Consider the following 26,591-nt stretch of genomic DNA (forward strand, 5'->3'; position numbering starts at 1 on the left):
TCTAACGGATGCTTGCACTTGTAGAGATGGTGCATCGAAAGTACGGATCGAAACAGAATTCAAAAAGCAGAAACGCCGCCCATAAAGGCGGCGTTTGCTTCTTGAACACTTCAGTTACTTACAAAGAGGACTCGATCTCGAAGCCCCACGCTTCCAGCAGCGCTTCAGGAATATACTTCGAGTTGCGGTTGCGGCGTGCCCACTCGCGCAGGCGCGTGGAGCGAATGTACTGATCTGGAGTGAGCTTGTATTCCTTCACAACCTGTTCGAAGGAAGTCACAGTAGGCACGACCGGACCGATGGGCTCCGGTTTGCCCCAGTTTGGATTACCACGACGTTTTGCCATTTTTTTTAATTACCCCTAGCAAGTAAGGTGACGTGCAGAATCTCCGGCGAAGAAAGGGATGGGATACCAACAGACCCGCCGGGAAGTCACAAACTCTTTTATTTTAGGTAGATTTAATTCAAAAATCAATAGAAAAACGGGCTTTGGAGAAACGCCTTCTGGCTAAAACACACTATTTTTAAATCGGCAAAACAATCATAGCCATGTTGCTATCTATCTAGAGAGGCTACTCTGAAAATAGGTGCTGAAATTCATTTTTGCACCGAATTTTGATTCGGTGTATCATGATGACATGAGAGCAAATGTGAATATCGATACGGAAGCCTATGCTTTTGCCTCAGCTTATGCGAGTGCAAAAGGAATCCCGCTCGGACGCGCGATCAGTGAGTTGTTGCGGCGAGCTGCAGAAGCACCGGAGCTTCCGGTCAGTGCGTCGTCAAAGCTGAAAACGGATGAATACGGTGTGCTGGTCGTCAAGGCAACAGGCCAGCCCATCACACCGGCGATGGTCAAGGTTGCTCTAGAGGAAGACTTTGACTAAAACCCGCTATCTGATCGACGCGAATGTGCTCATAGCTCGCGTTTTTGAAGGTCACATCCACCACTTTCTTGCCAGCACCTGGTTAGCAACCCCCGGCTTGAACTGGGGTCTGTGTCCTCTCTCAGAATCCGGATATATGCGCTATGCGACTGCGCCTGACCGGGGCAATCTCAGCATGAGCGAAGCTACCGCCGTTCTTGAAAAGCTGACACAGCTTCCGGGTTTCGAGTTCCATCCCTCAGCACAGGATTGGCGCACGCTGACAAAGCCATTCTTCAAGCGTTTACAGGGCTACAAGCAGGTCACAGATGCTTACCTGCTCGGCCAGGCCATTATGGAGAATCTTGTACTGGCGACCTTCGATAGCGCCATTTTGCATTTGGCTGGAGAATACAAGCAACATATTCACCTGCTAGAGCCCGGGTCCATGCAGGGGCAAAATGTGCACCGCTCGGAAGATATCGGTAGAATATGAGCGTAATTCACTCATATTTCATCTGGATTGCTTGACAAACCTCCAATCCCTTCTCTACATTAGCAGTCGAAGAGTGGAAGTGCTAAAGCATGGTTCGTACCCATCCACTCCTCAAGCTTGCAGTAAATTCCCAATTTTCAGCATTCAATATCGCGAGCAAATCTCGCGTGAAGGAGAAGCATCGCAATGGCAACTGCAACTGTAGCCACCACCTTTACTCCGCTGCACGACCGCATCCTGGTTCGCCGCGTGGAAGAGGCCGAGACCGTTCGTGGCGGCATCATCATTCCCGACACTGCCAAGGAAAAGCCGCAGGAAGGCGAAGTGATCGCCGTCGGCAAGGGCAAGTCGAACGAAGAGGGCAAGGTTTTCCCGCTCGATGTGAAGGCTGGCGACCGCGTTCTTTTCGGCAAGTACTCCGGCACCGAGATCAAGATCGACGGTGAGGAGTTCCTGATCATGCGCGAGGAAGAAGTCCTCGGCATCCTCAAAAAGTAGAACTATGGGTGCCCCAGGTTCGCGAAGCTAACCTGGGTTTTTCCACCAATCAAGAATTTACACGGAGCATAGGCTCCTCGTTGTAAGGAGAATTGAAAATGGCAAAGCAGATTCTGCACGGAGAAGATTCGCGTCAGGCAATTCTGCGCGGCGTGAACACTCTGGCCGACGCAGTGAAGGTGACGCTCGGTCCCAAGGGCCGCAACGTCGTCATCGAGAAGAAGTTTGGTTCGCCGACCATCACCAAGGACGGCGTGACCGTAGCCAAGGAAATCGAGCTGAAGGACGCGCTCGAAAACATGGGCGCGCAGATGGTGCGCGAGGTTGCATCGAAGACCTCTGATGTTGCCGGCGACGGCACCACCACCGCCACTGTTCTGGCCCAGGCCATCTATCGCGAAGGCGTAAAGACCGTTGCCGCCGGCGCGAACCCGATGGCGCTGAAGCGCGGCATCGACAAGGCTGTGGAAGCCATCAACGGCAAGCGCGACGAGAACGGTGTGGTCACAGGCGGCGCTCTCTCGAAGCTCTCGAAGCCGGTTTCCGGCGACATGATCGCCCAGGTCGGCACCATCTCGGCCAACTCGGACGCGACCATCGGCACCATCATTGCCGAAGCCATGAAGAAGGTCGGCAAGGACGGCGTCATCACGGTTGAAGAGTCGAAGACGCTCGAAACCCAGCTTGACGTAGTCGAAGGCATGCAGTTTGACCGCGGCTACCTGAGCCCCTACTTCGTCACCGATCCGGATCGCATGGAAGCCGTGCTCGAAGATCCCTACATCCTGATCTACGAGAAGAAGATCAGCTCGATGAAGGATCTGCTTCCCCTGCTTGAGCAGGTGGCGCGCAGCGGCAAGCCGCTCGTCATCATCGCGGAAGACGTGGACGGCGAAGCGCTGGCGACCCTCGTGGTCAACAAGCTGCGCGGCACGCTGAACGTGGCTGCCGTCAAGGCTCCGGGCTTCGGCGACCGTCGCAAGGCCATGCTGGGCGATATCGCCATCCTGACCGGCGGCAACGCCATCACCGAAGACCTGGGCCTGAAGCTTGAGAACCTCAAGATCGAAGACCTGGGCAAGGCGAAGCGCGTCACCATCGACAAGGACAACACCACGATCGTCGAAGGCCGTGGCCAGTCCAAGGCGATCGAGGGCCGCGTGAAGGAAATTCGCAGCCAGGTTGAAAAGACGACCTCTGACTACGATCGCGAGAAGCTCCAGGAGCGCCTTGCGAAGCTGGTTGGCGGCGTCGCTGTCATCAAGGTCGGTGCAGCCACCGAAACCGAGATGAAGGAGAAGAAGGCCCGCGTGGAAGACGCGATGCACGCAACCCGCGCTGCCGTGGAAGAAGGCATCGTTCCGGGCGGCGGCGTTGCCTTGGTTCGCTCCGCTTCCGCTGTCGACGAGCTCCTCAAGACGCTCGAAGGCGACGAGAAGATCGGCGCCCAGATCGTCCGCCGCGCCATCGAAGAGCCACTGCGCCAGATCGTCGGCAATGCCGGTGAAGAGGGTGCTGTGGTTGTCGGCAAGATCAGCGAGCACAAGGACTCTCACTATGGCTACAACGCCGGAACCGGCGTCTACGAAGACCTGGTGAAGGCCGGCGTCATCGACCCGACGAAGGTAACGCGCACTGCCCTGCAGAACGCGGCCTCCATCGCCGGACTGATGCTGACCACCGAAGCCATGGTCTCGGAAATCCCCGAGCCCAAGGCCGCTGCTCCGGCAGGTGGCCACGGCGGTGGCATGGAAGGCATGTATTAACCACCCCAGCGCACGAAACCGCGTGCGCCGGGGACCCCGGTCAGACTGGCCATCCAGGCACACGCGCTTACGCGCAAAAAGCCCTCGCCTCACGCGAGGGCTTTTTATTTTTGCTTCAAGATAGAGTTGTCATCCTGAGCGAAGCTTCACGCCGTGAAGCGTAGTCGAAGGCTATAGCCACAGTGGTTGAATCGCTCCATCCAACAATCTTGGCAATGGTGGACAGCAACTGGGCTATTTTTCAGATTTTTGGGAACCTTCCTGTACGTCTTGCCTCAACAACAGTCCGGGTTGACCGATATGTGGACGCAGTTTGCTTTTCCATCCGTGCCGATGAACGATAGTGTTTCCGCCATCAACTAGCACATCTGTAGCTTTTTCTTCCCACAAGAGACGACCTGTTGCGTCATAGCATTGAAAATAGACTGTAGCAGCTAGTGAGGTCAGCCCCGGTTCCGTTTTTATGTATAACAGACTGTCCGCACCTGCATTTGGCAGTCTTTCAAGAATCGTAGATAGTGGTATAAAGCCGTCTGTAACACTCAGCTTTCCATGATTGGCAAAATCCACGCCAGCATCATCTAGCATATTCAGAACATCCATATACACTTCTTCAAAATGTGCAGACCCTCTTCCCGCAACCCATACTCCCTTGTGCTGTCCGGCCTGTGCCGTCAGCGGTTCAAAGGCTTTCTTATTCGAGGATAAAGATAGGTTGTCCAATTTCCCGCGTACATAGTTAATCGGTATTGTGAAATTCAGGTTTTCTCCATTTACTAGCTTGAAAGACATAACGCCAATGGCCTCACCGTTCCGATTCAGAAGAGGTCCGCCACTGCTTCCGGGGCTTGCTGCTGCTGATGTTTGAAGGACACGAACACCATTGTTGTCGATACGAATGCCACTAATCAATCCATTTGAGACTGTCTGCTCAAGTCCTTGTGGAGTGCCTACTAGCAACACCTCATCACCGACTTGTGCGTTGCTAGAGTTTCCGAGTGGTATTGTCGGCAGGTCAACCGCTTCTATCTTGAGAAATGCAAGGTCATTGATGGGGTCCGAACTGAGGAGATACACGTTTTTATACACTTCCCCTGATGGGAATCTGACCGCCATTCCTTTAGCATTCGCCACGACGTGATGGTTGGTAACGATGATTCCATCCGGCTTGATAATGAACCCGCTGCCGAACCCTTCATCGGTTTCAATAACCACAACCGCAGGCCGAGCATGAGCAACGATTTCAGACCAATTAGCAGTCTTACTGTCGGACGTGGTTGCGAGTTGTGCTTTCACTTCGCCAGATGTTTTTTGTAATGACTGTTGTGCGTTTGCGTTGATTACATAGGCCACGGCAAAGAAAGCGAGCGTCAGCAAGCGAAGGGTTCTTTCTCTTGTGTTCATCGTATTCTTCAAGAATTCAGACTTCGCCGCATTATATCGTTTGGCATAGCTGCAACCACCGCTCCATGATGAGGCTCATTGCGTTGACCTGTGACTTGAGGAACTAAGCCCTTGCCCCAGGCTGGACATACTGTGTTGCTGGTGGACGTTTCCGGCAGCATGGTGGTTCCGCTCTCGCGCCTGTCTGAGGTATACCGGACCGACGCCGCTTACGGCCTGGCTGTTTTGCTGCGGGAGATCGCAGAAAAGGTGAGCATCTACACCTTTTCTGATGCGCTGAAGCGCGTGCCTCCGCGCCGTGGATTCGCATTGCGCGATGCTCTTGACCAGAGCCAGCCGCACATGGGCACCAGGCTTGGCCACGCATTGAACCGGATCGATGAGAAGTACGACCGGATCATCGTCATCACCGACGAGCAGTCGCACGACCATGTTCCTGTGCCGAATGGCAGGGGCTACGTCGTGAACATAGCCAGCTACCGGAACGGCGTTGGCTACGGCAAGTGGACGCACATCGATGGCTGGAGTGAAGCAGTCATCGAGTATATCCGCGAACTGGAACGCGCTGAAGAAGTCTAAACAAGCCAGCGGAGATAGATTCCGCTGGCTTTCTTTTTCAGTAATCTTTCAGAAAATCTGGTTACTAAATCCTTCCGCAAAGCGTTACTTTTAAACGATTACCATCTACCCCTGTTCTTATCGCTACAGATGGCGATAGTTTATCTATAGCCCCCCAGATATTTCGTAGGGACAGAAGTCCTATAACGATCAATAAAAATTGACCTGCGACGCGCACTTTCGCGGGCTGACACATAACGCTTGCTGCCGGCAGGTCACTACCAAGCCAGAGAGAAGAGACAACAGAAATGGACATGCATACGCTGCATGTAGAACATGCAGTCTTTCTGGGCCTTTATACGGTTCTGACCTTCGTCAATTCGTGGATGCATCGCGACACGAAGGGTGTCTTCTGGTTCCCCGTCTATAACCTTTGCGCCTTTACCGGCTCAGTGCTGATTGCTCTGCGCGGACAAATTCCTGACAGCCTGTCAATCTTTGGCGGTGATGTCTTCTTCCCCATTGCCTACCTCTGTCTGCACCGGGCAATAACGGAGTTTTTTGGTGAGGACTCTGTGCGCGGCATCACGGGCTGGCCAGTGCAGGCAGGACTGACTCTGGCCATCGCTGCCGGCATTGGCCGCTACGGACTGATGGCTCCGAACACAAAGAACCGCCTCGTTGTGTTCAGCTTGCTGCTGAGCATTCAGCTCGCCCTGACCGCAGTCGTCATCTTCAGGAACGCCTCCGGAGCGGTAAAGACCTCTGCCGGCCTGATGGGCGTGGTCGTGACTCTGATGAGTCTCGGTAATGTGATCCGCCTTTTCGGTCTCTTCCTTCATGGAGCGCCGGCTAACTATCTGCGCGGCGGACCGTTCCTCACCTGGACAGTCATTAACAACTCGGCATTGCAAGGCGCCGTCACTGTTGCTTTTGTCTGGATGACCGCAGCCGTCCTCCGCTATGACCTGCAGATACAGGCCTCCACCGATCCATTGACCGGGCTGCTGAATCGGCGGGCCATTGAACGCTCCGCGGAAACAGAAATCATCCTGAGCCGGCAGAACCGCACGCCATTGTCGGCAATCCTGATTGATCTCGATGGCTTCAAACAGATCAATGATTCGTTTGGTCATGAACAAGGCGACGCCGCTCTGATCGCAGTGGCCCGCTGTCTGCAGTCCCATGTACGCTGCGTCGATCGGGTCGCCAGGATCGGTGGCGATGAGTTCGCCATCCTGCTGCCGCAGACAACTGTCGCCTCCGCTGTCGAAATCGCACAGCGGCTGAGGGTTTCGTTTGAAGAACTGCGTATAGGATCACAAGGAACGGTTCGGGGCATTCGTGCAAGTTTTGGAGTAGCCGAAGTGCAAAGCACGCACTCCGGATGGAGCCACTTGATGGCGCGGTGCGACAAGGCGCTCTACGCTGTGAAAGATACCGGGGGCAACTCCATCAAGCAGATGAATGGCGATCTGGCGGTGGCGCAGTAAATGCTGTCTCACTGATTTCGGCCCGTTTTCGGTTGAACATTTCGTCTGTAACCACTACAAAAACAGATATGCCGAAATCGAAGTCTCCGGCCCAAAAAGAAAAGAGTCCTTTCCTTCCCGGCCGGCCAATCAGCCTGAAAATTTTAGGCGACTATCTTGATCTTTCTCCTGCAACCATCTCCCTGGTGCTGAATAACGCTCCCGGCGTGCGCTCCATTCCGCAGGACACACGCGACCGCGTGCTGGCTGCCGCGAAGAAATTTGACTACCGCCCGAGTTTTTATGCACGGTCATTGCGGCGCAAGCAGACATTTTCCGTCGGTGTGCTCGTCCCCGAGTTGAGCGATGGCTACTCTGTGCTGGTCATGGATGGCATCGAAGAAGTTCTGCTCGAAGAGGGTTATTTCTATCTCACCGCGAGCCACCGGCGCAAGGCCGACCTGATCGAAGAGTATCCGCGCCTGCTGATGGAGCGGGCCGTCGAAGGATTCATCGCCATCGACACTGCGCTGCAGCACCCGTTGCCGCTACCTGTGGTGGCTGTGGCCAATCACAAAAAGATCGAAGGCATCACCAGCATTGTGCTTGATCACCGCAGAGCCGCCGAACTGGCGATGCATCACCTTTATCAACTGGGCCACCGGCACATTGCCTTCATGCGCGGGCAAGCATTCAGCTCAGATTCGGATGACCGCTGGAAGAGTTTTACATCTATCGCAAAAAAACTCGGTATTGAAGTGCATCCAGAGCTGACCGTACAGCTTGAGGTCAATGTCTCATCACCGGAGCTTGGCTATCCGGTGGTGCAGCAGTTATTGGCACAGAAGCGGCCCTTCACAGCGCTCATTTCGTTTAATGATGTTGCAGCCATCGGTGCTATCCGTGCTTTCCGCGATTACGGGCTGCGCGTGCCGGAAGACGTATCTGTCGTCGGCTTCGATGATATTCAGGGAGCCGCCTATCACAATCCCAGCCTGACGACTATCCGCCAGCCCCTGCACGCCATGGGCACGCATGCAGCGCGCACTTTGCTCAGGCGCATACAAGGAGCAAAAGATCTTCCGGATGAAATGGCGATTGTTCCGGAGCTCATCATCCGCGAGTCCACTTGCCCACCGAACTCCAGGCGCACAGCGCGCAAATAAAACCGAACTGTGCTGTGGACCATTGCCTCTTTGAAGGCTCCGTGTTCTCCGTGGTAAAGAAAGTTTTCCTGGCGCACCTTGGCGTCCTTCGCGCCTTGGCGGTAGATTCTGGAAGCAAAGGTTTATACTGCAGCTTAGCTATTCCAGGAAAGAACGCATGAAGTCCACTCTTCGCCGCATGGCTCTCATTTCCCTTTTTGCTGTTTTCTCGCTTGCATCTTTTGCGCAGTCCGCAGCGCCGGTGATTCTGCATGCGGCAGAAGCAGGCAAGGCATTGCCGGATGCGGTCTATTTCCGCGGACAGTCGGCGCAAGTGCAGGCACGCAATTCGGCGGGCATCCACTTCCCCGACGATATGTATGTCCTCACAGCACTGGTCGACAACTCCGGCTATTCGAGCGGACTGCAACAGAAATACCAGGCCTACTTCATTACGGAAGCATCTCTTGATTTCAGCGGGCACACGCTCAAGCCGGGCGCGTATGGCGTGGGCTTCATAAACGGTAGCTTTCTGGTTATGGATATTGCAGCGAATGATCTTTTCACTGCCCCGGCAACGCACGATGATCAGATCAAGCGCCCGACTCCGCTGCAGCTCAACGCCAACGGCAATCACTACCGTCTCTACTTCGGCCGCAATTACGTTGTCTTTTCCCGCGCCAAATAGCTCAACTCAGCATTGACTTCATTATGAAAAAGAACATCACACTCGAAATTTGTCTTGAATCTGTCGACTCCGTCATAGCCTCGGAACAAGGCGGCGCACAGCGCGTCGAGCTCTGCGCAAACCTGCTCGAAGGCGGCACTACTCCCAGCGCTGGAACCATCCGCGCAGCGCGTGAACGATCGAAGATCGGAATCAATGTTATGATCCGTCCGCGTGGTGGGGACTTTCTCTATGACGAAACAGAATATCTTTCCATGCAGCATGACATCCGCACAGCCAAAGAGCTGGGCGCAAATGGCATCGTCCTCGGACTGCTGAATGCTGATGGCACGGTCGATGTAGAGCGCACACGGCAGCTCGTCGAGCTGGCTGCACCGCTTCCTGTCACCTTCCATCGTGCAATTGACGTCTCGCGCAATCTGCTCGAAGCGCTCGAAGCTGTCATCTCCACTGGAGCTGCGCGCGTGCTCACCTCCGGAGGACAGCCTTCCGTCGTAAACGGCGCGCCGATGGTAGCGAAGATGATCGAAGCCGCGAAGGACCGCATCATCATGATGCCGGGCTGCGGCATTCGTTCGGACAATGTGCTGTCCATCCTTGAAACGACCGGAGCGCACGAAGTGCATATCGCGCTCGATGAAGAAACACCCAGCAGCATGCAGTTCCGCAAGGCTGAGATTCCCATGGGCGGCGTCGACGGACGCGAATACCTGCGCTTCGTCACCCCGGAAAGCGCTGTACGGAATGTGGTTGAAATCCTGAACCGTTGAAAACTGGATGAACGGAAACATGGGGTGCCCCACGTTCACGAACCGGGGTCCCCGACATGCGCGGTGTTCGCATGGTGGGGTGGGAAGCTAACGTGGGAGGTTGCAGGATTCTAGAGGGCTGCAGTAATCACTCCACGGCAGTCGCCAAAGCCGACGCGCGGATGCCCTTCCCGCTCGCAGTATCCACGCAGGATCACCTCATCGCCATCTTCGAGGAACCTGCGCAACTCTCCGGTGGGCAGCGTAATCGGCTCTGCGCCACGCCGTGTGATTTCAAGCAGGCATCCGGCTGCATCTCTTTGTGCACCCGAGACGGTTCCGGTTCCGAGCAGATCGCCTGCTTGCAGATTGCAACCGTTGCTCGCATGATGAGTGAGCATCTGCGCCAGTGTCCAATAAAGATCGCGCATGTTGCCCCTGCTTAATCTAGCGGGTGGGATTTTTTCATCGCGCATGCGTTGCGAAGAGAGCCAGACTTCGAGTGTCACATCGATGTTGCCTCGCTGCTGGTCTTCCTCCGAGTAGAGATACGGCAGCGGCGTTGGGTCACTGGCCTCGCGCTGAAACGCCGGAACGCGAAACGGTTCAAGCGCGTCCGGTGTAACAACCCATGGAGAGATGGTCGTCGCAAAATTCTTCGCGAGAAACGGCCCGAGAGGCTGATACTCCCATGCCTGGATATCGCGCGCTGACCAGTCATTCAACAGGCAGAGTCCAAAGATGTGCTCTGACGCCTCTTCGATGGGAATGTTTTGGCCGCGATCATTGCCTCTACTCACAAAGAACCCGACTTCCAGCTCGTAATCAAGCAGCCGACTCAAGCCGAAGCTGGGCACTTCAGCCTCTGCGGCTTTCGTCTGACCGCAGGGCCGCTTCACCTCCGCGCCGCTGACTACAATCGAAGAAGAGCGCCCATGATAGCCGATGGGTACATACTTGTAATTCGGCAGCAGCGGATTATCTGGACGAAACAACCTGCCCACATTCGTTGCATGATAGATGGAAGCGTAGAAGTCGCTGTAATCGCCTATCTCTGCAGGCAGATGCATCGTGGCCTGCTCTACCGGAACCAACAGCGGTTCAATTTTGCTGCGTAATTCAGATGAGGCCTCTTCATCCAGAAGCTCCGTGATGCGCTGACGCACAGCTGTGGCAGCGCTGCGGCCCAGCGCCATAAGCGAATTCAACACAGCCGCGCTGCAAGCCTGCTGAATCTGCATGTCCAGCCCGCCAAACAACCCGTGCCGTACACTGGCCCGCAGGTCAAGCACGCGATCACCAATGGCAACACCAATCCGCTGCTCTTGCCCGCCAATCGAAAACACTCCGAATGGCAGGTTCTGAATGGGAAAATCCGTAATACCGTCGTTGGCGGATGCAACCCAGCTTTTCAGCATCAGAGCCATCCCAGCGCTGCGAGATCGTCGATTGGCTCTGTAAACGAACAGGAGCCAAAGCTAATGGCAAAGTTCTCGCGCGCCTTCTTGATCTGTTTTGAAGAAAGCTTCCGGTCGCGCCATGCGAGCGCTTGGCCGCTCCACTGAAATGCGGAGGCATCCTGTTCGCTCAACACCGCCAGCACATTTTTCCTGCTCGCTCCGTAATATGCAATCGTAGCTGCTACAAATACATTGATGAAGCCATACATCAGTGTGGAGGCACTCTCTGGCTCATAGGTCATTTTATGAACTGCGCCTATGGGATGATGCAGCCCTGCAGTCGCCTTGAACGGAACCTCAGCCTCCGCACAGGAAACAAGGAAATGCGCAAGCCGTTCCACGTCGGGAAATGCTTCTGTCGTGATGCCGCCGGTACGAACCTTCGCAAGCGCACTCGCCTGCTTCAGAATCGGAAGCATCTCCGTGCTTTGCTCCAGCGGGAATTCCACGTAAACAGTGAGCTCTTCCGGCACGGCTGACAGGATCTGCTCCGCCTGACCTGGATTCGCTGCTTTGCATTCGATAACATCAACAAACGCTGCGCCTTCGCCGAAGGCCGCTATCAAGCGCGCATCTTCCGAAGGATCACCCGTGCTGAGCACGCTCAGAAGCCATGGAGCCCTTTGCTCATCACAACAGGCGTCAGCAAATGCTGCGCTGAACTCCGTCAGCCTCTCGACAGGAAGAATAAAACGGCCAAGTGCCCAGGCATGCTCACCGGAATGGTAACTGACATAGTTACGAACTACTGTCAGCATGTCAAGACCGGCGGGAGGAAACAACCCGGCGTAGTCAATCAATCCATCCAGCAGAGCTTGAATCGCCGTCATCCCTTTTTGCCTTTGCCCGCCTTGAAGTGCTTCTTCAATCCCTGCCAGCACTCGTAATATTCGTGCTGCAGAATCTTCGTCTCCAACGCGAATTTCGTAGGACGTACCGCGAGCTGTGTCTCGAACATGAAGGCCAGGGTATCGCCCAGATAGTGCGGCTTGAGCTCCGCAGCGCTGGCACGCTCGAATGTCTCAGCATCAGGGCCATGGCCGGCCATGCAGTTATGCAGGCTTGCGCCTCCGGGCACAAAGCCTTCAGCCTTGGCATCGTACTGGCCGAAGATCAGCCCCATGAATTCATTCATCATGTTGCGGTGAAACCATGGCGGCCGGAAAGTGTGTTCAGCCACCATCCAACGCGGAGGGAAGATGGCAAAATCGACATTTGCAGTCCCTGCAATCGTGCCCGGCGAAGTCAGCACAGTGTAGATGGACGGATCAGGATGATCGAAAGAAACCGTATTGATACAGTTGAAATTCTTCAGATCATATTTGTACGGCGCATAGTTGCCATGCCATCCCACAACATCGAGCGGTGAGTGGTCGATCTCTGCATACCAGAGGTGACCAAGAAACTTGCTGATGATCTGGAAATTGCCTTCGCGGTCTTCGTACGCTGCTTCGGGATAAAGAAAGTCACGCGGATTCGCAAGGCCGTTGGCGCCGATGGGGCCGAGATCAGGCAGCCTAAACTGCTGACCGTAGTTTTCACAGATGTATCCACGTGCCGTCTTCTCGTCCAGCACAACGCGGAATTTCAATCCACGCGGCAGGACACAGATTTCTCCCGGAGCAACACAGAGAATGCCCAGTTCCGTATGAATATGAAGCGCTCCCTGCTGAGGAACGATGAGCAGTTCTCCATCAGCGTTGTAGAAGAACCGGTCCTCCATCGACTGATTGGCAGCGTAAACATGAATGCCGACTCCGGTCTGCATCGCTGGATCACCATTGCCGCCAAGCGTGACGATGCCATACACAAAATCCGTCGGCTCCGATGGAATCGGAATCGGGTCCCAGCGCAGCTGGTTCGGCGGCGTAGGAACCTCAGTGAACGGTCCGCTGCGAAGAAGCCTTACCGGCGCTTCTTCATACGGCTTGTGCGTGACGGAAGGCCGGATGCGATATGTCCACGTACGGCGGTTCGTGTGTCGCGGCGACGTGAATGACGTGCCGCTGAACTGCTCGGTGTAAAGGCCGAGCGGATGCTTCTGCGGAGCATTCTGCCCCTGCGGCAATGCACCAGGCACAGCCTCGGTGGCAAACTCATTTCCAAATCCAGAGTTGTACTTCAATTTCGCAGCGGGCATGCTTCTCTCCAGTCAAAACTCTATAAGCTATCTGCTGGCGAGGTGCTTTGGCAACGTGCGCTACTTCTCCGCAATAAACAAGCCCGGCAGCGTCTCTCCCGCTTTGCCCAGGATGACTTCTGTAAAGACACTGGCATTCAACGGGCGCTCCGGACCGACATAGAACGTTCGCACGCGGCCGCGCTGACTGGCCCAGTGCACAAAGCTTGCCGCTGGATGCACATTGCCCGATGTGCCGACCACGATCATCACATCGCATCGGTCGATCTCGCGCATCACACGGTCCATTTCCAAGGGATACTCGCCAAACCAGACAATGTGCGGGCGGATGCTTGCGCCGCATTTGCAGGATGGAATCTGCACTGCCGATTCATAGAGGCCGCGGTCAGCAAAAACAGGCTCACCGCAACCAGCTTCACAGCGCGAAGAAAACAGCTCACCGTGCATGTGCACAAGATTGCGCGACCCCGCGCGTTCATGCAGATCATCGACATTCTGCGTGCAGAGAAAAACCCGCTCGCCTATTTCGGATTCGAGTTCCGCAAGAGCATGGTGCGCCGGATTCGGGCCGCAGCGCTGCGCATCGCGCCGGCGCATGGAGTAGAACTGCCAGACCAGTTCCGGGTTTGTCTCCCATGCCTCGGGCGTGGCCACTTGCTCGATGCGATAGCCGCTCCAGAGGCCGTCGCTGTCACGAAACGTTGGGAGTCCACTCTCTGCACTGATGCCAGCTCCGGTAAGGACAAAGACCCGCTCCTGCGGTCCGATCTGAATGCCTGCGCTCACACGTCAAGCGTAACGGAAAAGCATCATGAAACCGAAGTCCATGTGGCTCTGCTGGTGGCAGTGAAAAAGCGTCATGCCGGGATTCGCCGCTACAAAATCCACCTCCGCAGTGCTCTTCGCCTTTACGACGATCACATCTTTCATCAACCCGCTTACCGGAACGCCGTCGAGACTTGTGACCTCAAAAGTGTGGCGATGCAGATGCACAGGATGATCATCCATGCTCTGGTTCTGCATCACCAGCCGATAGCGCTTTCCCTCTGTGAGCGGAATCGTATCTGTTTTTGGAAAGGATTTGCCGTTGATCATCCAGTGGTCGAAATCACCGTGACCTGTGAACTTCGAGCGAATTGTCAGTGGAATGCGCTCGTCTGGTTCCATCGCCTTTTGTCGATGTGCAAATTGCGAGTAGTCCCACAGCATCTCCGGAGGAGCAACCCATTGTGGCCTGCTCTGCTGGTTCGCGTATTCCACCACAATGCCCATGCCGGCTTTTCGTAGATCATCGCGCGTTTCGCCAAGCACCCATACACCTGGCTGCTTCATCTCGATGACAACATCGATGCGCTCCGCAGGAGCAAGGCGAATGGCGTTCACACTCTTCGCTACAGGAACAGGATTGCCGTCCATGGCGACAACTTGCATCGTGTGTCCGGAACAGGCGAGCCAGTGCGTCAGCGTCGCGCTCGCATTCAGAATGTGAAAGAGCACGCGCTGGCCTTCCTTCACGCGAATCGGCTCTCCCGCTCCGAGCATCTTGTCGTTGATCGTCGAAAAGTCGTAGCTCACATCCATCGACGCGTCGCCGCCTCCGCCCATGTAGGCGTTCCAGTCATGCAGCGCCAGAAAAATTTCCTGATCATACTTGCCGGGGTTCTCTTTCGGCTCGATATAGAAGCACCCGAACTGGCCTGTGTACGCGGCCTTCCTGAGATCATGCCCCGCATAGGTGTGCGTGTGATACCAGCGAAAACCCGTTGGCCGCGGTGTGAAACTGTACCGTTGGCGACCCTGCGGTGGAATCATCGGCGAGCCCTCTTCCATCGCGCCATCCACATTTGATGGAATCCAAAGTCCATGCCAATGCACGATCTCCGGCACATCCGTCCGATTCATAACCTCGATGGTGATGGGCTTGCCTTCAGGCCAGCGAATCAGCGGCCCCGGCACTGCTCCGTTGTAAGCAATCGTGCGAATCATTTTTCCCGGAGCAATTTCCAGCTGCAGCGGTGCGATGTTCAAAGTAAAGTCGGCTGGCTGCTCCTGCGCCTTCAAGCACAACGCCGATGCAGCCGCGACTGCTCCACACCCGGTAAGAAATCTGCGCCGGTTCATTGCACACTCGTGGAGCTGCCGTGTTCATGGTGGCCTGACCAGTCAAACCGCCTGCCGATGATGGCCTTCACAATCAGATGGTCAGTGCTAGCTGTCGGGCCAATGCCAACGCCAAAATTGATCTCCCAGTTTGGCGAAACATTCAGATCGATGGCCGGGAAAAACTGCTGCTGCTGATTATGAAAGTTGTCGAAGTCCCCAAGCCGCCCATACGATGCGTAATACTCCAATCCTCCGGTAATGACCTTGGTGAAGTCATAGCTGATCTTTGCGTTCGGAGAAAATCCCACACCCTGCGAAGTACCCGGACCGTGAAAGGAACGCTCCAGCGCCGGATTCAGCGCAAAGTACCAGCGCCCGATTTGCTTATCGACAATCGGGCGAATCTCCCATGTCCATGTATCGGTAGAAAACTGGCGGCGCTGATAACCAATCTCAGTCGAAAGGCTCACGCCAACCGGCCAGTGCCAGCTGTCGGGTACGCGCACGCGCGGACGGATATGGTCGCCAACCCACTGAATGCCCTGCCCGCTGCGCTCACTGGTAAAAATATAGAAACCCACTTCAGACCAGCTGGTCAGCCCTTGTGTGATCTCGATCGACTCGCGCAGGGCATGGTTCGTCGGATAGGTGCCGTCCGCAGAGTATTTCGATCCGGGGAGAGCGTTCGACCCATCCACAGAAAAATTACTGTGCAGCTCCAGCATGGTAGTCTTTGGCGCAACCGTTTCCGAACCATACACCTGAATTTCGTAATTGTCCTGTGCTGCAAGAGGTCTGACCGGAATAAAAATCCAGAAAAGACAAGCGGCGCAAACAAGAAAGGTGGGCCTGTGCTTCAGCTTCCGCCAAAGACTATCTGCTGACAAGCAAATCTCCTATCTTCAAAGCGTGCAGGTATCGAGTATCGTAAAAAGAGGCGAAGTTCTGGCTGAAATGAGGTTGATTTAGCACCCCTCATTCCTTATGTTTGCACGGAAAAATTGCGATCAAATTTGTCCTTTTTGAATGATGCTTCCAGCGCTTGATATCCAGCTCGTACAAATCGTGGATGCGGCCCTCGCCGATACGGCACGTCGCAGCGGCGAGTGGCTCGCCTGCCGTCCGGGGTGCACACAGTGCTGCATCGGCGCATTCGCTATCAGCCAACTCGATGCGGAGCGGCTTCGCACCGGACTCAATCAGCTCACAGTGAATGATCCTCAGCGCGCCGCACGCGTCCGCGAGCGGGCACACGTTTACGCTGCTCGCGTTGCCGCGGATTTTCCCGGTGACACGCAAAGTGGTCTGCTTGATGAATCACCTGAGGCAAAAGAACAATTCGAAGACTTCGCCAACGATGAGATTTGCCCAGCGCTCGATCCGGAGACAGGCATGTGCGATCTGTATGAGGCGCGGCCTATGACCTGCCGCATCTTTGGGCCGCCTGTGCGCTCTGAAGATGGGTTAGGCGTCTGCGAGCTCTGTTACCACGACGCCAGCGATGAAGAGATTGCCGCATGCGAAATGCATCTCGATACCGGCGAGCTGGAAGCACAGCTCACAGCAGAAGCAGAATCGGAGACAGGACTTCACGGAAACACCATCGTAGCTTTTGCCTTGCTTCGCTAGCTTCTCCTGCTACAGTCATGTTCATGCGCAAGCATCTTGCCACGCTCTTCGTTCTTGCAGGATTGTGCCTTTCGATTGCCGCGTGCCGCACCCAGCAGACTGTGCCTGCACCCGCACAGCACGTTATTGGGTTCATGACCGACTTCGATGTACGCGACGATGCTGTAGGTATCTGCAAAGCGGTGATGGATGGCATCGCTCCAGGCGTGCATGTCATCGATATCACGCACCAGGTCACGCCATTTGATATTGCAGAGGCCGCGCGCTTTCTTGCCGGATCTGCGCCATACTTTCCTAAAGACGCAGTCTTCGTCGCTGTCATCGATCCAGGAGTTGGCAGCACGCGAAAAGCGATCATTGCCAAATCGAAGACTGGACAATATTTCGTTGTCCCCGACAATGGCCTTCTGACTCTTGTGCAGGATCACAATGGAATCGAGGCCGCGCGTGAAATTACCAACCCGCAATGGATGATCGGCGCAAAGCTCTCATCGACTTTTCATGGGCGCGATATCTTCTCGCCTGCGGGCGCACACCTCGCACGCGGTGACGATTGGACGCAGGCAGGACCGGAACTCGACGTTGCAAAGCTTGTGCGGCTTGAGATCCGCACGGCGGCCGTCGATGACAAGGGCCTGCACGGAGAAGTCATCGGGACCGATGGGCCTTTCGGAAATCTTGTGTTCAATGTGCCTGCAGATACTTTTGCGCAGCTCGGTTATCAGATCGGAGATACAGTTCCGATAACACTCGACGGCAGGAAATACGAATTCCCCTTCAGGAAGACTTTCAGCGACGTTCCCGTAGGCAAGCCATTGTTCTATATCGATTCGCGCGGAAGACTGAGTCTGGGCATCAACCAGCGAAATTTTTCCGAGACATATAAAGTCAACGCTCCAGCCGCACTGACGATTCCGAAGAAGCCCTGAATTAGCGCCCATATAACATTGGCTGCGATGGTATACAGGTAAGTCGTCATCCGGTTATGCGGCTGAATCAGATTCTTCGCATTTTTGCTTTTGCTGCGGCAGTTGCCGTGGTCCCTCTGCGTATCTCTTTCGCCGCGCCACCTGAGAAACCAGAAAACCCTGAGGCAGCATGCGCAAAGTGCCATCAGCAGATTTATACGGAATACGAGCGCACCCCTATGGCACACGCCAGCGGCGCAGCAGCCGACGGACTCATCCCCGGCGATTTTGTCCATGCTGATTCAGGAATCCGCTACAAGCTTTTTCTGAAGGACGGCAAAGCATGGCTTTCCTACCAGCGTGCAAGCAATTCGCCTGTGCGTTCGCTCGATGGCCAGCAGGAGCTACTCTATTACCTTGGCTCAGGAAGGCGCGGCCGCACGTATCTCTTTCAGCAGGACGGTTACTGGTTTGAGATTCCCGTGAACTGGTATGCGAAGAAACGCGTCTGGGACATGACACCGAATTACCTTCATGTCACGGAAATGCCTCTGACGCTTCCCGTCGATCCTGGATGCCTGCACTGCCACGCCAGCAATGTGCAGTCGACGCTCGCGGGAAGCAGAAATCATTTTGCAGGTGCGCCCTTTCTGCATGGCGGCATCAGCTGCGCATCGTGTCATGGAGATGCTTCAGCGCACCTGGCACAGAACGGCAGAGGCCCTATTCTGAATCCTAATAAGCTCGACGCAGTACGCCGCGACTCTATCTGCCTGCAATGCCACGTGGAAGGTGAATCGACAATCGCCCGTCTCGGCCACAGCCTGACCTCCTATCGCCCGGGCGAAAATCTTTCTGACCACGTTGTTTTCTTTGTTCACAAAAGCCGGCAAGGCCCGGCTGGCCGAGCTACCAGCCAGTGGGAAGCATTGCTTGAGAGCAGGTGCAAACAGCAAAGCGGCGACCGTCTCACCTGCACCACATGTCATGATCCTCACCGGTCGCCTTCACCTGAAGAACGTGTCAGTTATTACAGAGGCAAATGTCTCGCCTGCCATAATGACGCTTCCTTCGTCGCGAAGCATCATCCTGAAAACCCGGACTGCGCATCATGCCATATGCCGCGGCAATCGACTGAGGACATTGCACATGAACAGGTGACCGATCATCGCATTCAGCGTATGCCTGCGAACGCGCCGCAAAACTCCGGGCAGAAATCCGGAGAACTGGCAACCGCAGGCAATTTGCCGGCAACTCCGCGAGAGTATGGCCTTGCCTATGCGCAAATGGCTCTGCATGGAGACAGGTTTGCGTTAGAGCAGGCACTTAAGCTGCTGCAGACAGCCGAATCTGTAAACGGTGGCGCAGCCGATCCGCAGCTGCACACGCAGCTTGGATTTCTCGAACAGATCAAAGGCGAAAAAGCGCAGGCAGAACAGGAGTATCAAAAAGCGCTCAAAGACGATCCGCTGAACAATACGGCTGCCGGCAACCTGGCAGTGTTGCGCGCGCAGAACGGTAACACGGCAGACGCAATACGTCTGCTGCAATCCGTCTTCGTTCATGATCCGGCACAGTTTACCGCCGATTACGACCTTGCTACAATGCAATGCGCACTGGGAGATGCTGCCGGCGCGGAGCGGACACTCCGTCGCCTGCTTCTCTTCTCACCTGACAGCAGCCGCGCCCGCGAATTTGCGCTGGCTCTTGCCAGCGGCGAGAAACACTGCGGCAGCGAGTATTGAATTGTGGGGTTCTCGAGAGAATTATTTTGGCTAAAGGCTTTTACGGCCACTGACTCTTTTATCCATGTAGCTTCTTTTATTAACGCCAGAGATTCATACGCTGCCTCACACTTCTTTGCTTTTCTTGACAATCATACTTTTGGCTGACTATATTTCCCACTCGTCAGGGGCAGTGTACCGCTGGCAGAAACAGAAAATTAGCAGCTCGCAGTCCCGCTGCTACCTGATGCATTTGGCGAAAGCTCGTCTTCAGCAGGTAAAAGTGAGACCGCCCTCCTCGTACTACAACGAACACGGTACCAGGAGAGCTAAAAAAGGGCAGTACGGTTTTTCGGGAGACCAAAATGATCACACGCGTATGCAAGGCCCTTGCCTGCGGCTTGGGTGCTGTTGTCATCGCGCTTCTTCCCTTCTCAGTTCACGCCCAGGCAGTTTACGGCTCTATCTACGGCACAGTGACAGACAATACAGGCGCAGTCGTTCCAGGTGCCACCGTCACGATTACAGATGAAGCAAAGGGAACAAGCATTACCGTCCAGACGAATGAGTCCGGCGCCTACACGGCTGAACACCTGATTCCGGATAAGTACGATGTGACGGTCAATGTGTCGGGATTCCAGACCTATGAAGCCAAAGGCATCCAGGTCTTTGCTGACACCTCCCCGAAAGTCGATGCCCAACTCCAGGTTGGAGGCGCATCGCAAACGGTTACGGTAAATGCCGACACTATTCCGGTATTAAAAACAGACCGCGCAGATGTCTCAACCGTTTTCAGCACACAGACCGTTTCCGATCTTCCCCTTGTCAACCGCAACTTTACCAGCCTTCAGTTGCTGTTGCCCGGAGCACAGGCGCTGAGCTGGTCGCACGCTGCCGACGAAAATCCGCAAGGCAGCCAGCAGATCCAGATCGATGGGCAGGCCTTCGGCGGCGTCGCTTATGAACTGGACGGCACTGACAACCAAGACCCGATCCTCGGCATTATTGTTGTCAACCCGGCACTGGACGCAGTTACAGAAGCGAAGATCGCAACGCAGAACTTTGACGCCGAGTTCGGCAAAGCCGTGTCCGCTGTCGTTACCGCGCAAACCAAATCAGGCTCAAATGATTTCCATGGCAGCGCTTTTGATTACCGTCAGAGTAACGCCAACCTCGCTCGTGATCCGTTCTCGCAATTTGCGCGCAATCCCGTGACCAACCAGTTCATTCCTGGCGGTCTTTACAACCAGTTCGGCGGATCCATCGGCGGTCCCATAATCAAAGACAAGCTGTTTTTCTTTGGCGACTATCAGGGGGTGCGGCAGAAGCTAGGCAGCTCTGCCATTATGACTGTCCCATCTGCACATCTCATCGCAACTTGCTTAGGACAGGCAGCCCCTAATGCCGGCAGTGTTCAGGGATGCGACTTCAGCGAGTATCAGCAGGTGCTGGCTCCAGGAGGCAACCTCATCTATGACGCAAACAATCAGCCCTATCCCAACAGCGTCATTCCGGCCAGTCAGTTGTCTCAGCCGGCCCTCAATCTATTGAAGCTTCTCCAGCCCTATCAGCCGAACAGAGGCACTTCTGGGCAACTTTCCAGCCTGCAAGCCAATTATGCAGGTAGTGGCAATGGCCTGTTCAACAACAATCAGTGGGATGAGCGTGTTGACTGGCAGGCGACGGAAAAGATTCACGTCTTCGAGCGCTTCAGCCGGTTTACCGATACGCTGAGCGGCGGCACATTATTTGGTGAGGCTGGCGGCGCTGGCTTCGGGCTGAATGGTTTCGGTGGTACATCCACCGGGGCCAATGACAGCCTTGCTTCTGGCGCAGATATCGCCATCAATTCGACATTGCTCACGGACTTTCGTTTAGGGTATTACCGCTATAACATTGTGACCGGCAAGTATGACCAGGGCGAAGCATTTGCACAAAACCTGGGCATCCCAGGAATAAATTTCGGCGACCGCTTCACTTCAGGAGCCTCCGGGTTCAATATCACCGATGTCGGATCGACTGCCGGAAACTTCAATCAGAATCCGAGCAATACTCAAAGCCAGGGTCCGCAATATGGCTCAGGCCTGAATATTACTCGCTGCAATTGTCCGACCACGGAAAAAGAAGATCAGTTCCAGGGCGTGAATAACTGGACGAAAATTCTGGGTAATCATTCCTTCAAAATGGGCGCAGATGCACGCTATGCGCGTAATCTGCGTGTCCCCAGTGACACAGACCGCGCTGGCTTATTCGGTTTTGGCAACGGACCAACATCGAACAATGGTACGGGTGGCCTCGGCTTCGCCACCTTTGTTCTCGGCGATGTGACAGCCTTCGGTCGATATATCCAAAACGGAGATATTGCCGGCTCGCTCAATGCAAAAGAGTTCCAGAAACGCCTTTTCTTCTATGCGCAGGATACCTGGCGCGTTTCGAGCAAACTAACCGTGAACTACGGCCTGCGCTGGGAACTGTACTTCCCTGAAACCGTAAACGGTGCAGCACATGGCGGCCTGATGCGGCTGAACGACGGCTTCCTTCGTGTTGCCGATGTGGGCGGCGTTGGCAGCAACATGAACTGGGATCCGGCATGGAAAGCACTCGCTCCCCGTCTGGGAGTTGCCTACCAGCTTGATCCGAAAACTGTCCTTCGCGCTGGATATGGCCGCAGTTTTGATCTTGGGGTCTTCGGCTCCATCTTCGGGCATACCGTAACGCAAAATCTTCCCGTGCTTGCGAACCAGAGCGTAAACGCAACGGGCGGAAACAAATCCGCTGCCTTTGCTCTCTCTCAGGGACCACCGGCCTACGCTTTCCCGACGATTCCATCTTCTGGGCTGCTGCCGGCACCCGGTTATCTTGTGAGCCCCAAGGCCCGCCCGAATCCAATCCGCCTGCCTACGATTGACGCGTGGAACTTCAGCATTCAACACTCGCTGACGCCTTCTCTTTCTGTCACGTTGGCATACGTAGGCAATAAAGGAACGCACACCCTGAGCGCCGGCGATGGGAACAGCACGAACCCCAACGAAGCTGCCATCTTCCTTCCGGCCCAATACAGCGTGAATGGCAGTGCCCTGCACTACGACAGCAGTGTTTCCTCAGGGATCTCAGCAAATGGAGGCACCAGCAATTCCACACTGCTGAGCCGCTATTATGCGGGCACGCTTGCTGCCTGCCAGGATGCCGGCTATATCGCGCAACTTCAGGCGTACCAGACGGCGAATCCGGGTGTATTTCCAACTACAGTACAGCCTGGCCAATGCGGCTGGACAAACAGTATTCAATACAACGGAGATGACCAGGACACGCATTTCCACGCTCTGCAGATAACGATAGAAAAGCAGATCACACATGGATTGCAGTTCAACGCCAACTACGCCTGGCAGCGCGCCTACAACTGGAATTCCAACTTTGTGACGTGGGACCGTTCGGCGGTGAAAGGCCGTGACGATACTCTTCGTGAGCAACAGCTGGTTTTCTATGGTTTGTATCAGTTGCCTTTTGGGCGCAATCAATGGATTGCTCCACATGCAAACAGCATTGTGAACGAGATTATTGGCGGTTGGCAGCTCAGTCCGATCCTGACGCTCTCCACTGGCCTGCCGTTTACATTTACCTATTCAGAGTGCGGAAGCAATGTTCCCGGAGATGCGCCATGTTATCCCAATGGCCGCGGCTCGTTCCTGGAAACCCATGTAAGCAGCTATGATCCAATTGCTCACAATCAGAAGTTCTTTGACGGGATCACTCTCGGGGAGCATGGCGTCACGAATCCCGGCCTCGACACGATCGGGAACATGGGCCGTAACAGCAAATTCGGACCGGGTTACTTCAACACAGACATGGCCCTGCAGAAGAACTTCCCCATTCATGAGAGCATTTTTGCGCAATTTCGCGTAGATGCTTATAACGTGTTCAATCACATCAATCCTGGACTCAATGCAGGCAGCACCGTTCCCGTGGATTCCGGGGCTCAATTCCTCAGTCAAGGCCAGGGCGTTGGCGGTTCAGCTGCTCCACGCAAACTGCAGTTCTCGGCCCGCATTCAATTCTGACGTGAACTGCAATCCATCAGGAAGGGGAGCCATCCGCTCCCCTTCTTATTTGGAGTACACTTCGATCAATCCGGATGATGTATAAATCCATGCTCCTGTGTGGTCTTGTGCTCTGCGCGTTTTATACTGGCGCCCAGCAATCCACAAACCCATCTCTCGATCACGCGCGGCAGCTCTTCACTCAGGGCAAAGCTGAGCAGGCTCTCGCCGAAATCGACACTCTGAGCAAACAGAATCCTGAACCGGAAGGAACGGAACGCCTGCGCGGCTTCGTCTATTACCAGCAGAACAAGCTGAGCGAAGCCGATGCCGCCTTTGCCAAGGCCGTCGTGCAAAACCCGAAAGACACAGAAGCCATGCAGATGCGCGGCGCTACGCTCTTCCGCATGGGGCGCGCTGAAGATGCGATCCCGCTGCTCGAAGCAGCGCACGCTTCTGTTCCCGATGCCAACATAGATCCGAATTATGTGCTCGGCGCTTCCTATCTTCAGGTGCGCCGGTATGACGATGCCCGCCGCGCCTTCGCCGCGCAGTACGGATTTCCTCCCGACTCAGCGCCGGCCTACCTGCTGGTCGCGCGCCTGTGCTTGCATCAGGAACTTCTTCCCGCAGCAGAACAGCTTGCGCAGAAGGCGCTGCAACTCGACCCGAAATTGCCCGAAGCGCACCTGCTGCTCGGCGAAATCGCGCTCGCCAAAATCGACCTTCCCCACGCGATTGCTGAATTTGAACAGGAGCGCGAGATCAATCCTTTGAATGGAGCAGTCTACGATCGCCTGGGCGATGCCTATGTGCGCAGCGGACAATACGACAAGGCGCAGCACGCGCTCAACCGCGCCATCCTGCTCGAGCCCAACACGACCGGGCCGTATATTCTGCTGGGAAAGACCCTGCTGGGGCAGCAAAATCCTGTGATGGCCGCTTTGTATCTGGAACGCGCTCTGCGAATGGATCCCGGCAATTACATCGCCCACACGCTGCTCGGGCAAGCCTATCGCGACGCAGGCCGCAAGGAAGATGCTACGCGTGAGTACCAGACTGCCGAGAAACTTCGTTCAGGATCACCGCGATAGAACCATGCCGATACGCTGCAAATTCCTGTGGGCCGCTTTGTTTGTGTTAACAGCCACGGCCAGCGCGCAACAGAGCGCCGCTGCGAACGATCGCCTGCACGAAGCCGACGCTGCCTTTCGCGCCGGATATGCCGCAGCGTCAAGCGGTGACCTGGCCACAGCGCGACGGCAGTTCCAGCGCGTCGTCGAGCTTGCTCCGCAGATTGAAGAAGGCCACAGCGCGCTCGGCAGCGTGCTCTATCAATCAGGCGATTATCCAAGCGCAATCAAGGAGCTTGAAAAAGCGCTGTCGCTGAAGCCATCCGACAAAGCCGCGCAGGAAAATCTCGCGCTCATCTATGCGCAAACCGGCAATCCACAAAAAGCGCTGGCATTATTTGCAAAACTCGACAACCCCGATGCGCCAACACTCGCTGCGTGGGCACGCGCGCTCGCTTCGACGGGAAAGACTTCTGAAGCCATCGAAAAAACGCAGAGCGCCATTGCCGCATCGCCACAAAACGCGGCATTGTATGACCAGCTTGGCTCACTCTACGCGCAGACGCAGAACTGGCCGCAGGCGCAGCCGGCTTTTGAACATGCGCTCGAACTCGATCCGCAGCTTGCTTCCGTGCATCTACACCTCGGCGTTGTCTTCTCCAATACGCAACAGCCGGACCGCGCGGTACAGGAATTGACGCAATCCATTCAGCTCGATCCGAAGAATCCTGTCGCGCATCTGGAGCTGGGTAAAGCACTGGCGACAGCAAACCAGGATGACAACGCCATCCCGCACTTTCAGCAGGCGCTCGCGCTCGATCCATCGCTGACCGAAGCAAACAATCAGTTAGCAATGGCGCTGCAGCGCAACGGCAAAGAGCAGGAAGCGATTCCGCTTTTTGAAAAAGTTATCGCCGTCGAACCCAGGAATGCCGGAGCACTGACAAATCTCGGCCTTGCCCTTGTGCAGACCGGGAAAGCCAAAGAAGCCACTCCGTACTATCAGAGAGCGCTTGCCGTCACTCCCAACGATGCAACCGCCCATCAGGATCTTGGAGTAGCCTACCTGCAGCAAAGCAACCTTGATGACGCTATCCGCGAGTTTCATGCGGGACTCGCGATCGCGCCGGATAACCCACAGCTCCATTACAACCTCGGCCTTGCCTTCAAACTCAAAGATGATCTCCCGCACGCCATCCCGGAACTTGAAACCGCAGCAAAACTCGATCCCGCTTCTCCCGACCCGCCGTATACGCTCGGCATCCTTTACATGCAGCAGGGGCACTTCGACGATGCAGCCGCCCAACTGAGGACTGCTCTCGACCGCCGCCCGGAAAATGGCGATGGATGGGCTCTGCTCGGCAGCGTTTACAAACAGCAGGCGAAGAATGATGAAGCCGCAGATGCTCTGCGCAAGGCCATTGCCCTCCTGCCTAATCAGCCCGGACCGCACATCACGCTGGCCAGCGTTCTGCAGGAGCAGGGTAAGCGCGAAGAAGCGGCAGCAGAGCGCAAAACTGCCGCCGACCTCACCCGCGTTGCCGTAAACCGTCAGCGCGCCGTCTTTGCCACGAACACCGGCAACGCGCTTCTGCAAAAAGGCGAGGTCGCCGACGCCATCGCACGTTATCAGGAAGCAATCAGCAATGATGCATCCTACGCCGAAGCGCATCGCCAGCTCGCCGCAGCCTATGACCGCCAGGGACGCTCCGGTGATGCAACCGCAGAGCGGCAGAAAGCAGCGGAGATGGAGAGGAAGCAGGGAAATAGGGAATAGGAAATTAGGGGGTAGGGAGATAGGCCCTTTACTTCCTGTTTCCCTATTTCCCTCTCTTGCTACTTCCCTACTTCCCTGCTTTTAACTAAAATTCTCCC

General features: G+C 55.4%; 23 protein-coding genes. 15 read left to right on the top strand and 8 right to left on the bottom strand.

Annotated elements, in window-relative coordinates:
- Positions 1-118: 118 nt before the first annotated feature.
- A complete protein-coding gene (locus AC5S16_RS04485) occupies positions 119-346 on the bottom strand; it encodes a hypothetical protein (RefSeq protein WP_493928831.1) in 228 nt (75 codons plus the stop codon).
- 241 nt (positions 347-587) lie between these two features.
- On the opposite strand from AC5S16_RS04485, the gene AC5S16_RS04490 reads away from it, so the two are divergent.
- From AC5S16_RS04490 to groL, 4 genes are all read left to right on the top strand, one after another.
- Positions 588-887, top strand: a complete 300-nt coding sequence (locus tag AC5S16_RS04490; protein ID WP_493928832.1) for a hypothetical protein — start codon at positions 588-590, stop codon at positions 885-887.
- Positions 880-1,362, top strand: coding sequence for a PIN domain-containing protein (locus AC5S16_RS04495; RefSeq protein ID WP_493928833.1), 483 nt, complete (start codon positions 880-882; stop codon positions 1,360-1,362). Before AC5S16_RS04490 ends, AC5S16_RS04495 begins: the two co-directional genes overlap by 8 nt.
- 186 nt (positions 1,363-1,548) lie before the next feature.
- A complete protein-coding gene (gene groES, locus AC5S16_RS04500; RefSeq protein WP_493928834.1) occupies positions 1,549-1,860 on the top strand; it encodes a co-chaperone GroES in 312 nt (103 codons plus the stop codon).
- Positions 1,861-1,958: 98 nt separating this feature from the next.
- Positions 1,959-3,626: a chaperonin GroEL gene (gene groL / locus AC5S16_RS04505; RefSeq protein ID WP_493928835.1), complete on the top strand. Its 1,668-nt coding sequence runs from the start codon at positions 1,959-1,961 to the stop codon at positions 3,624-3,626.
- Between the two features lie 234 nt (positions 3,627-3,860).
- Here the strand turns inward: groL and AC5S16_RS04510 are convergent, their stop codons facing one another.
- Positions 3,861-5,030 (bottom strand): S1C family serine protease, encoded by a 1,170-nt coding sequence (locus tag AC5S16_RS04510; protein WP_493928836.1) that lies wholly within the window; start codon positions 5,028-5,030, stop codon positions 3,861-3,863.
- 111 nt (positions 5,031-5,141) lie between these two features.
- Here AC5S16_RS04510 and AC5S16_RS04515 point away from each other — a divergent pair, with 111 nt between their 5' ends.
- The 5 genes from AC5S16_RS04515 (at position 5,142) to AC5S16_RS04535 (ending at position 9,663) form a co-directional block, all read left to right on the top strand.
- A complete protein-coding gene (locus AC5S16_RS04515; RefSeq protein ID WP_493928837.1) occupies positions 5,142-5,609 on the top strand; it encodes a DUF58 domain-containing protein in 468 nt (155 codons plus the stop codon).
- A gap of 287 nt (positions 5,610-5,896) precedes the next feature.
- Positions 5,897-7,081, top strand: a complete 1,185-nt coding sequence (locus AC5S16_RS04520) for a GGDEF domain-containing protein (RefSeq protein ID WP_493928838.1) — start codon at positions 5,897-5,899, stop codon at positions 7,079-7,081.
- A 68-nt stretch (positions 7,082-7,149) separates the two neighbouring features.
- Complete coding sequence (locus AC5S16_RS04525; protein WP_493928839.1) at positions 7,150-8,226, top strand: LacI family DNA-binding transcriptional regulator; 1,077 nt, start codon at positions 7,150-7,152, stop codon at positions 8,224-8,226.
- 157 nt (positions 8,227-8,383) lie between these two features.
- A complete protein-coding gene (locus AC5S16_RS04530; protein ID WP_493928840.1) occupies positions 8,384-8,893 on the top strand; it encodes a hypothetical protein in 510 nt (169 codons plus the stop codon).
- A 23-nt stretch (positions 8,894-8,916) separates the two neighbouring features.
- On the top strand, positions 8,917-9,663 hold the full coding sequence (locus AC5S16_RS04535; protein WP_493928841.1) for a copper homeostasis protein CutC: 747 nt from the start codon (positions 8,917-8,919) through the stop codon (positions 9,661-9,663).
- 110 nt (positions 9,664-9,773) lie between these two features.
- On the opposite strand, the gene fahA is transcribed toward AC5S16_RS04535, so the two are convergent.
- From fahA to AC5S16_RS04565, 6 genes are read right to left on the bottom strand one after another with little or no spacing between them, the layout of a single operon-like run.
- Positions 9,774-11,060 carry a fumarylacetoacetase gene (gene fahA / locus AC5S16_RS04540; protein WP_493928842.1) on the bottom strand — a complete coding sequence of 429 codons (1,287 nt, stop codon included), beginning with the start codon at positions 11,058-11,060 and terminating at the stop codon, positions 9,774-9,776.
- A complete protein-coding gene (locus AC5S16_RS04545) occupies positions 11,060-11,932 on the bottom strand; it encodes a hypothetical protein (RefSeq protein WP_493928843.1) in 873 nt (290 codons plus the stop codon). Before AC5S16_RS04545 ends, fahA begins: the two co-directional genes overlap by 1 nt.
- Positions 11,929-13,242 (bottom strand): homogentisate 1,2-dioxygenase, encoded by a 1,314-nt coding sequence (hmgA, locus tag AC5S16_RS04550; RefSeq protein WP_493928844.1) that lies wholly within the window; start codon positions 13,240-13,242, stop codon positions 11,929-11,931. Before hmgA ends, AC5S16_RS04545 begins: the two co-directional genes overlap by 4 nt.
- A gap of 60 nt (positions 13,243-13,302) precedes the next feature.
- A complete protein-coding gene (locus tag AC5S16_RS04555) occupies positions 13,303-14,028 on the bottom strand; it encodes an SIR2 family NAD-dependent protein deacylase (RefSeq protein ID WP_493928845.1) in 726 nt (241 codons plus the stop codon).
- Positions 14,029-14,031: 3 nt separating this feature from the next.
- Complete coding sequence (locus AC5S16_RS04560) at positions 14,032-15,363, bottom strand: multicopper oxidase domain-containing protein (RefSeq protein ID WP_493928846.1); 1,332 nt, start codon at positions 15,361-15,363, stop codon at positions 14,032-14,034.
- Positions 15,360-16,106, bottom strand: a complete 747-nt coding sequence (locus AC5S16_RS04565; RefSeq protein WP_493928847.1) for a hypothetical protein — start codon at positions 16,104-16,106, stop codon at positions 15,360-15,362. The genes AC5S16_RS04560 and AC5S16_RS04565 overlap by 4 nt, the downstream gene beginning before the upstream one ends.
- Before the next feature lie 265 nt (positions 16,107-16,371).
- Between AC5S16_RS04565 and AC5S16_RS04570 the strand changes: the two genes are divergently transcribed.
- The 6 genes from AC5S16_RS04570 to AC5S16_RS04595 all read left to right on the top strand — a co-directional run bounded on the left by AC5S16_RS04570 (position 16,372) and on the right by AC5S16_RS04595 (position 26,493).
- Positions 16,372-16,974: a YkgJ family cysteine cluster protein gene (locus tag AC5S16_RS04570; RefSeq protein ID WP_493928848.1), complete on the top strand. Its 603-nt coding sequence runs from the start codon at positions 16,372-16,374 to the stop codon at positions 16,972-16,974.
- A gap of 23 nt (positions 16,975-16,997) precedes the next feature.
- Positions 16,998-17,903 (top strand): SAM hydrolase/SAM-dependent halogenase family protein, encoded by a 906-nt coding sequence (locus tag AC5S16_RS04575; RefSeq protein ID WP_493928849.1) that lies wholly within the window; start codon positions 16,998-17,000, stop codon positions 17,901-17,903.
- A gap of 56 nt (positions 17,904-17,959) precedes the next feature.
- Positions 17,960-19,627 (top strand): tetratricopeptide repeat protein, encoded by a 1,668-nt coding sequence (locus tag AC5S16_RS04580; protein WP_493928850.1) that lies wholly within the window; start codon positions 17,960-17,962, stop codon positions 19,625-19,627.
- Between the two features lie 344 nt (positions 19,628-19,971).
- Complete coding sequence (locus AC5S16_RS04585; RefSeq protein WP_493928851.1) at positions 19,972-23,664, top strand: TonB-dependent receptor; 3,693 nt, start codon at positions 19,972-19,974, stop codon at positions 23,662-23,664.
- A gap of 89 nt (positions 23,665-23,753) precedes the next feature.
- Positions 23,754-24,737 (top strand): tetratricopeptide repeat protein, encoded by a 984-nt coding sequence (locus AC5S16_RS04590; protein ID WP_493928852.1) that lies wholly within the window; start codon positions 23,754-23,756, stop codon positions 24,735-24,737.
- A gap of 4 nt (positions 24,738-24,741) precedes the next feature.
- Positions 24,742-26,493, top strand: a complete 1,752-nt coding sequence (locus AC5S16_RS04595; protein ID WP_493928853.1) for a tetratricopeptide repeat protein — start codon at positions 24,742-24,744, stop codon at positions 26,491-26,493.
- Positions 26,494-26,591: the final 98 nt, after the last annotated feature.

This window comes from Acidobacterium sp. FHG110202_01, from assembly GCF_059115305.1.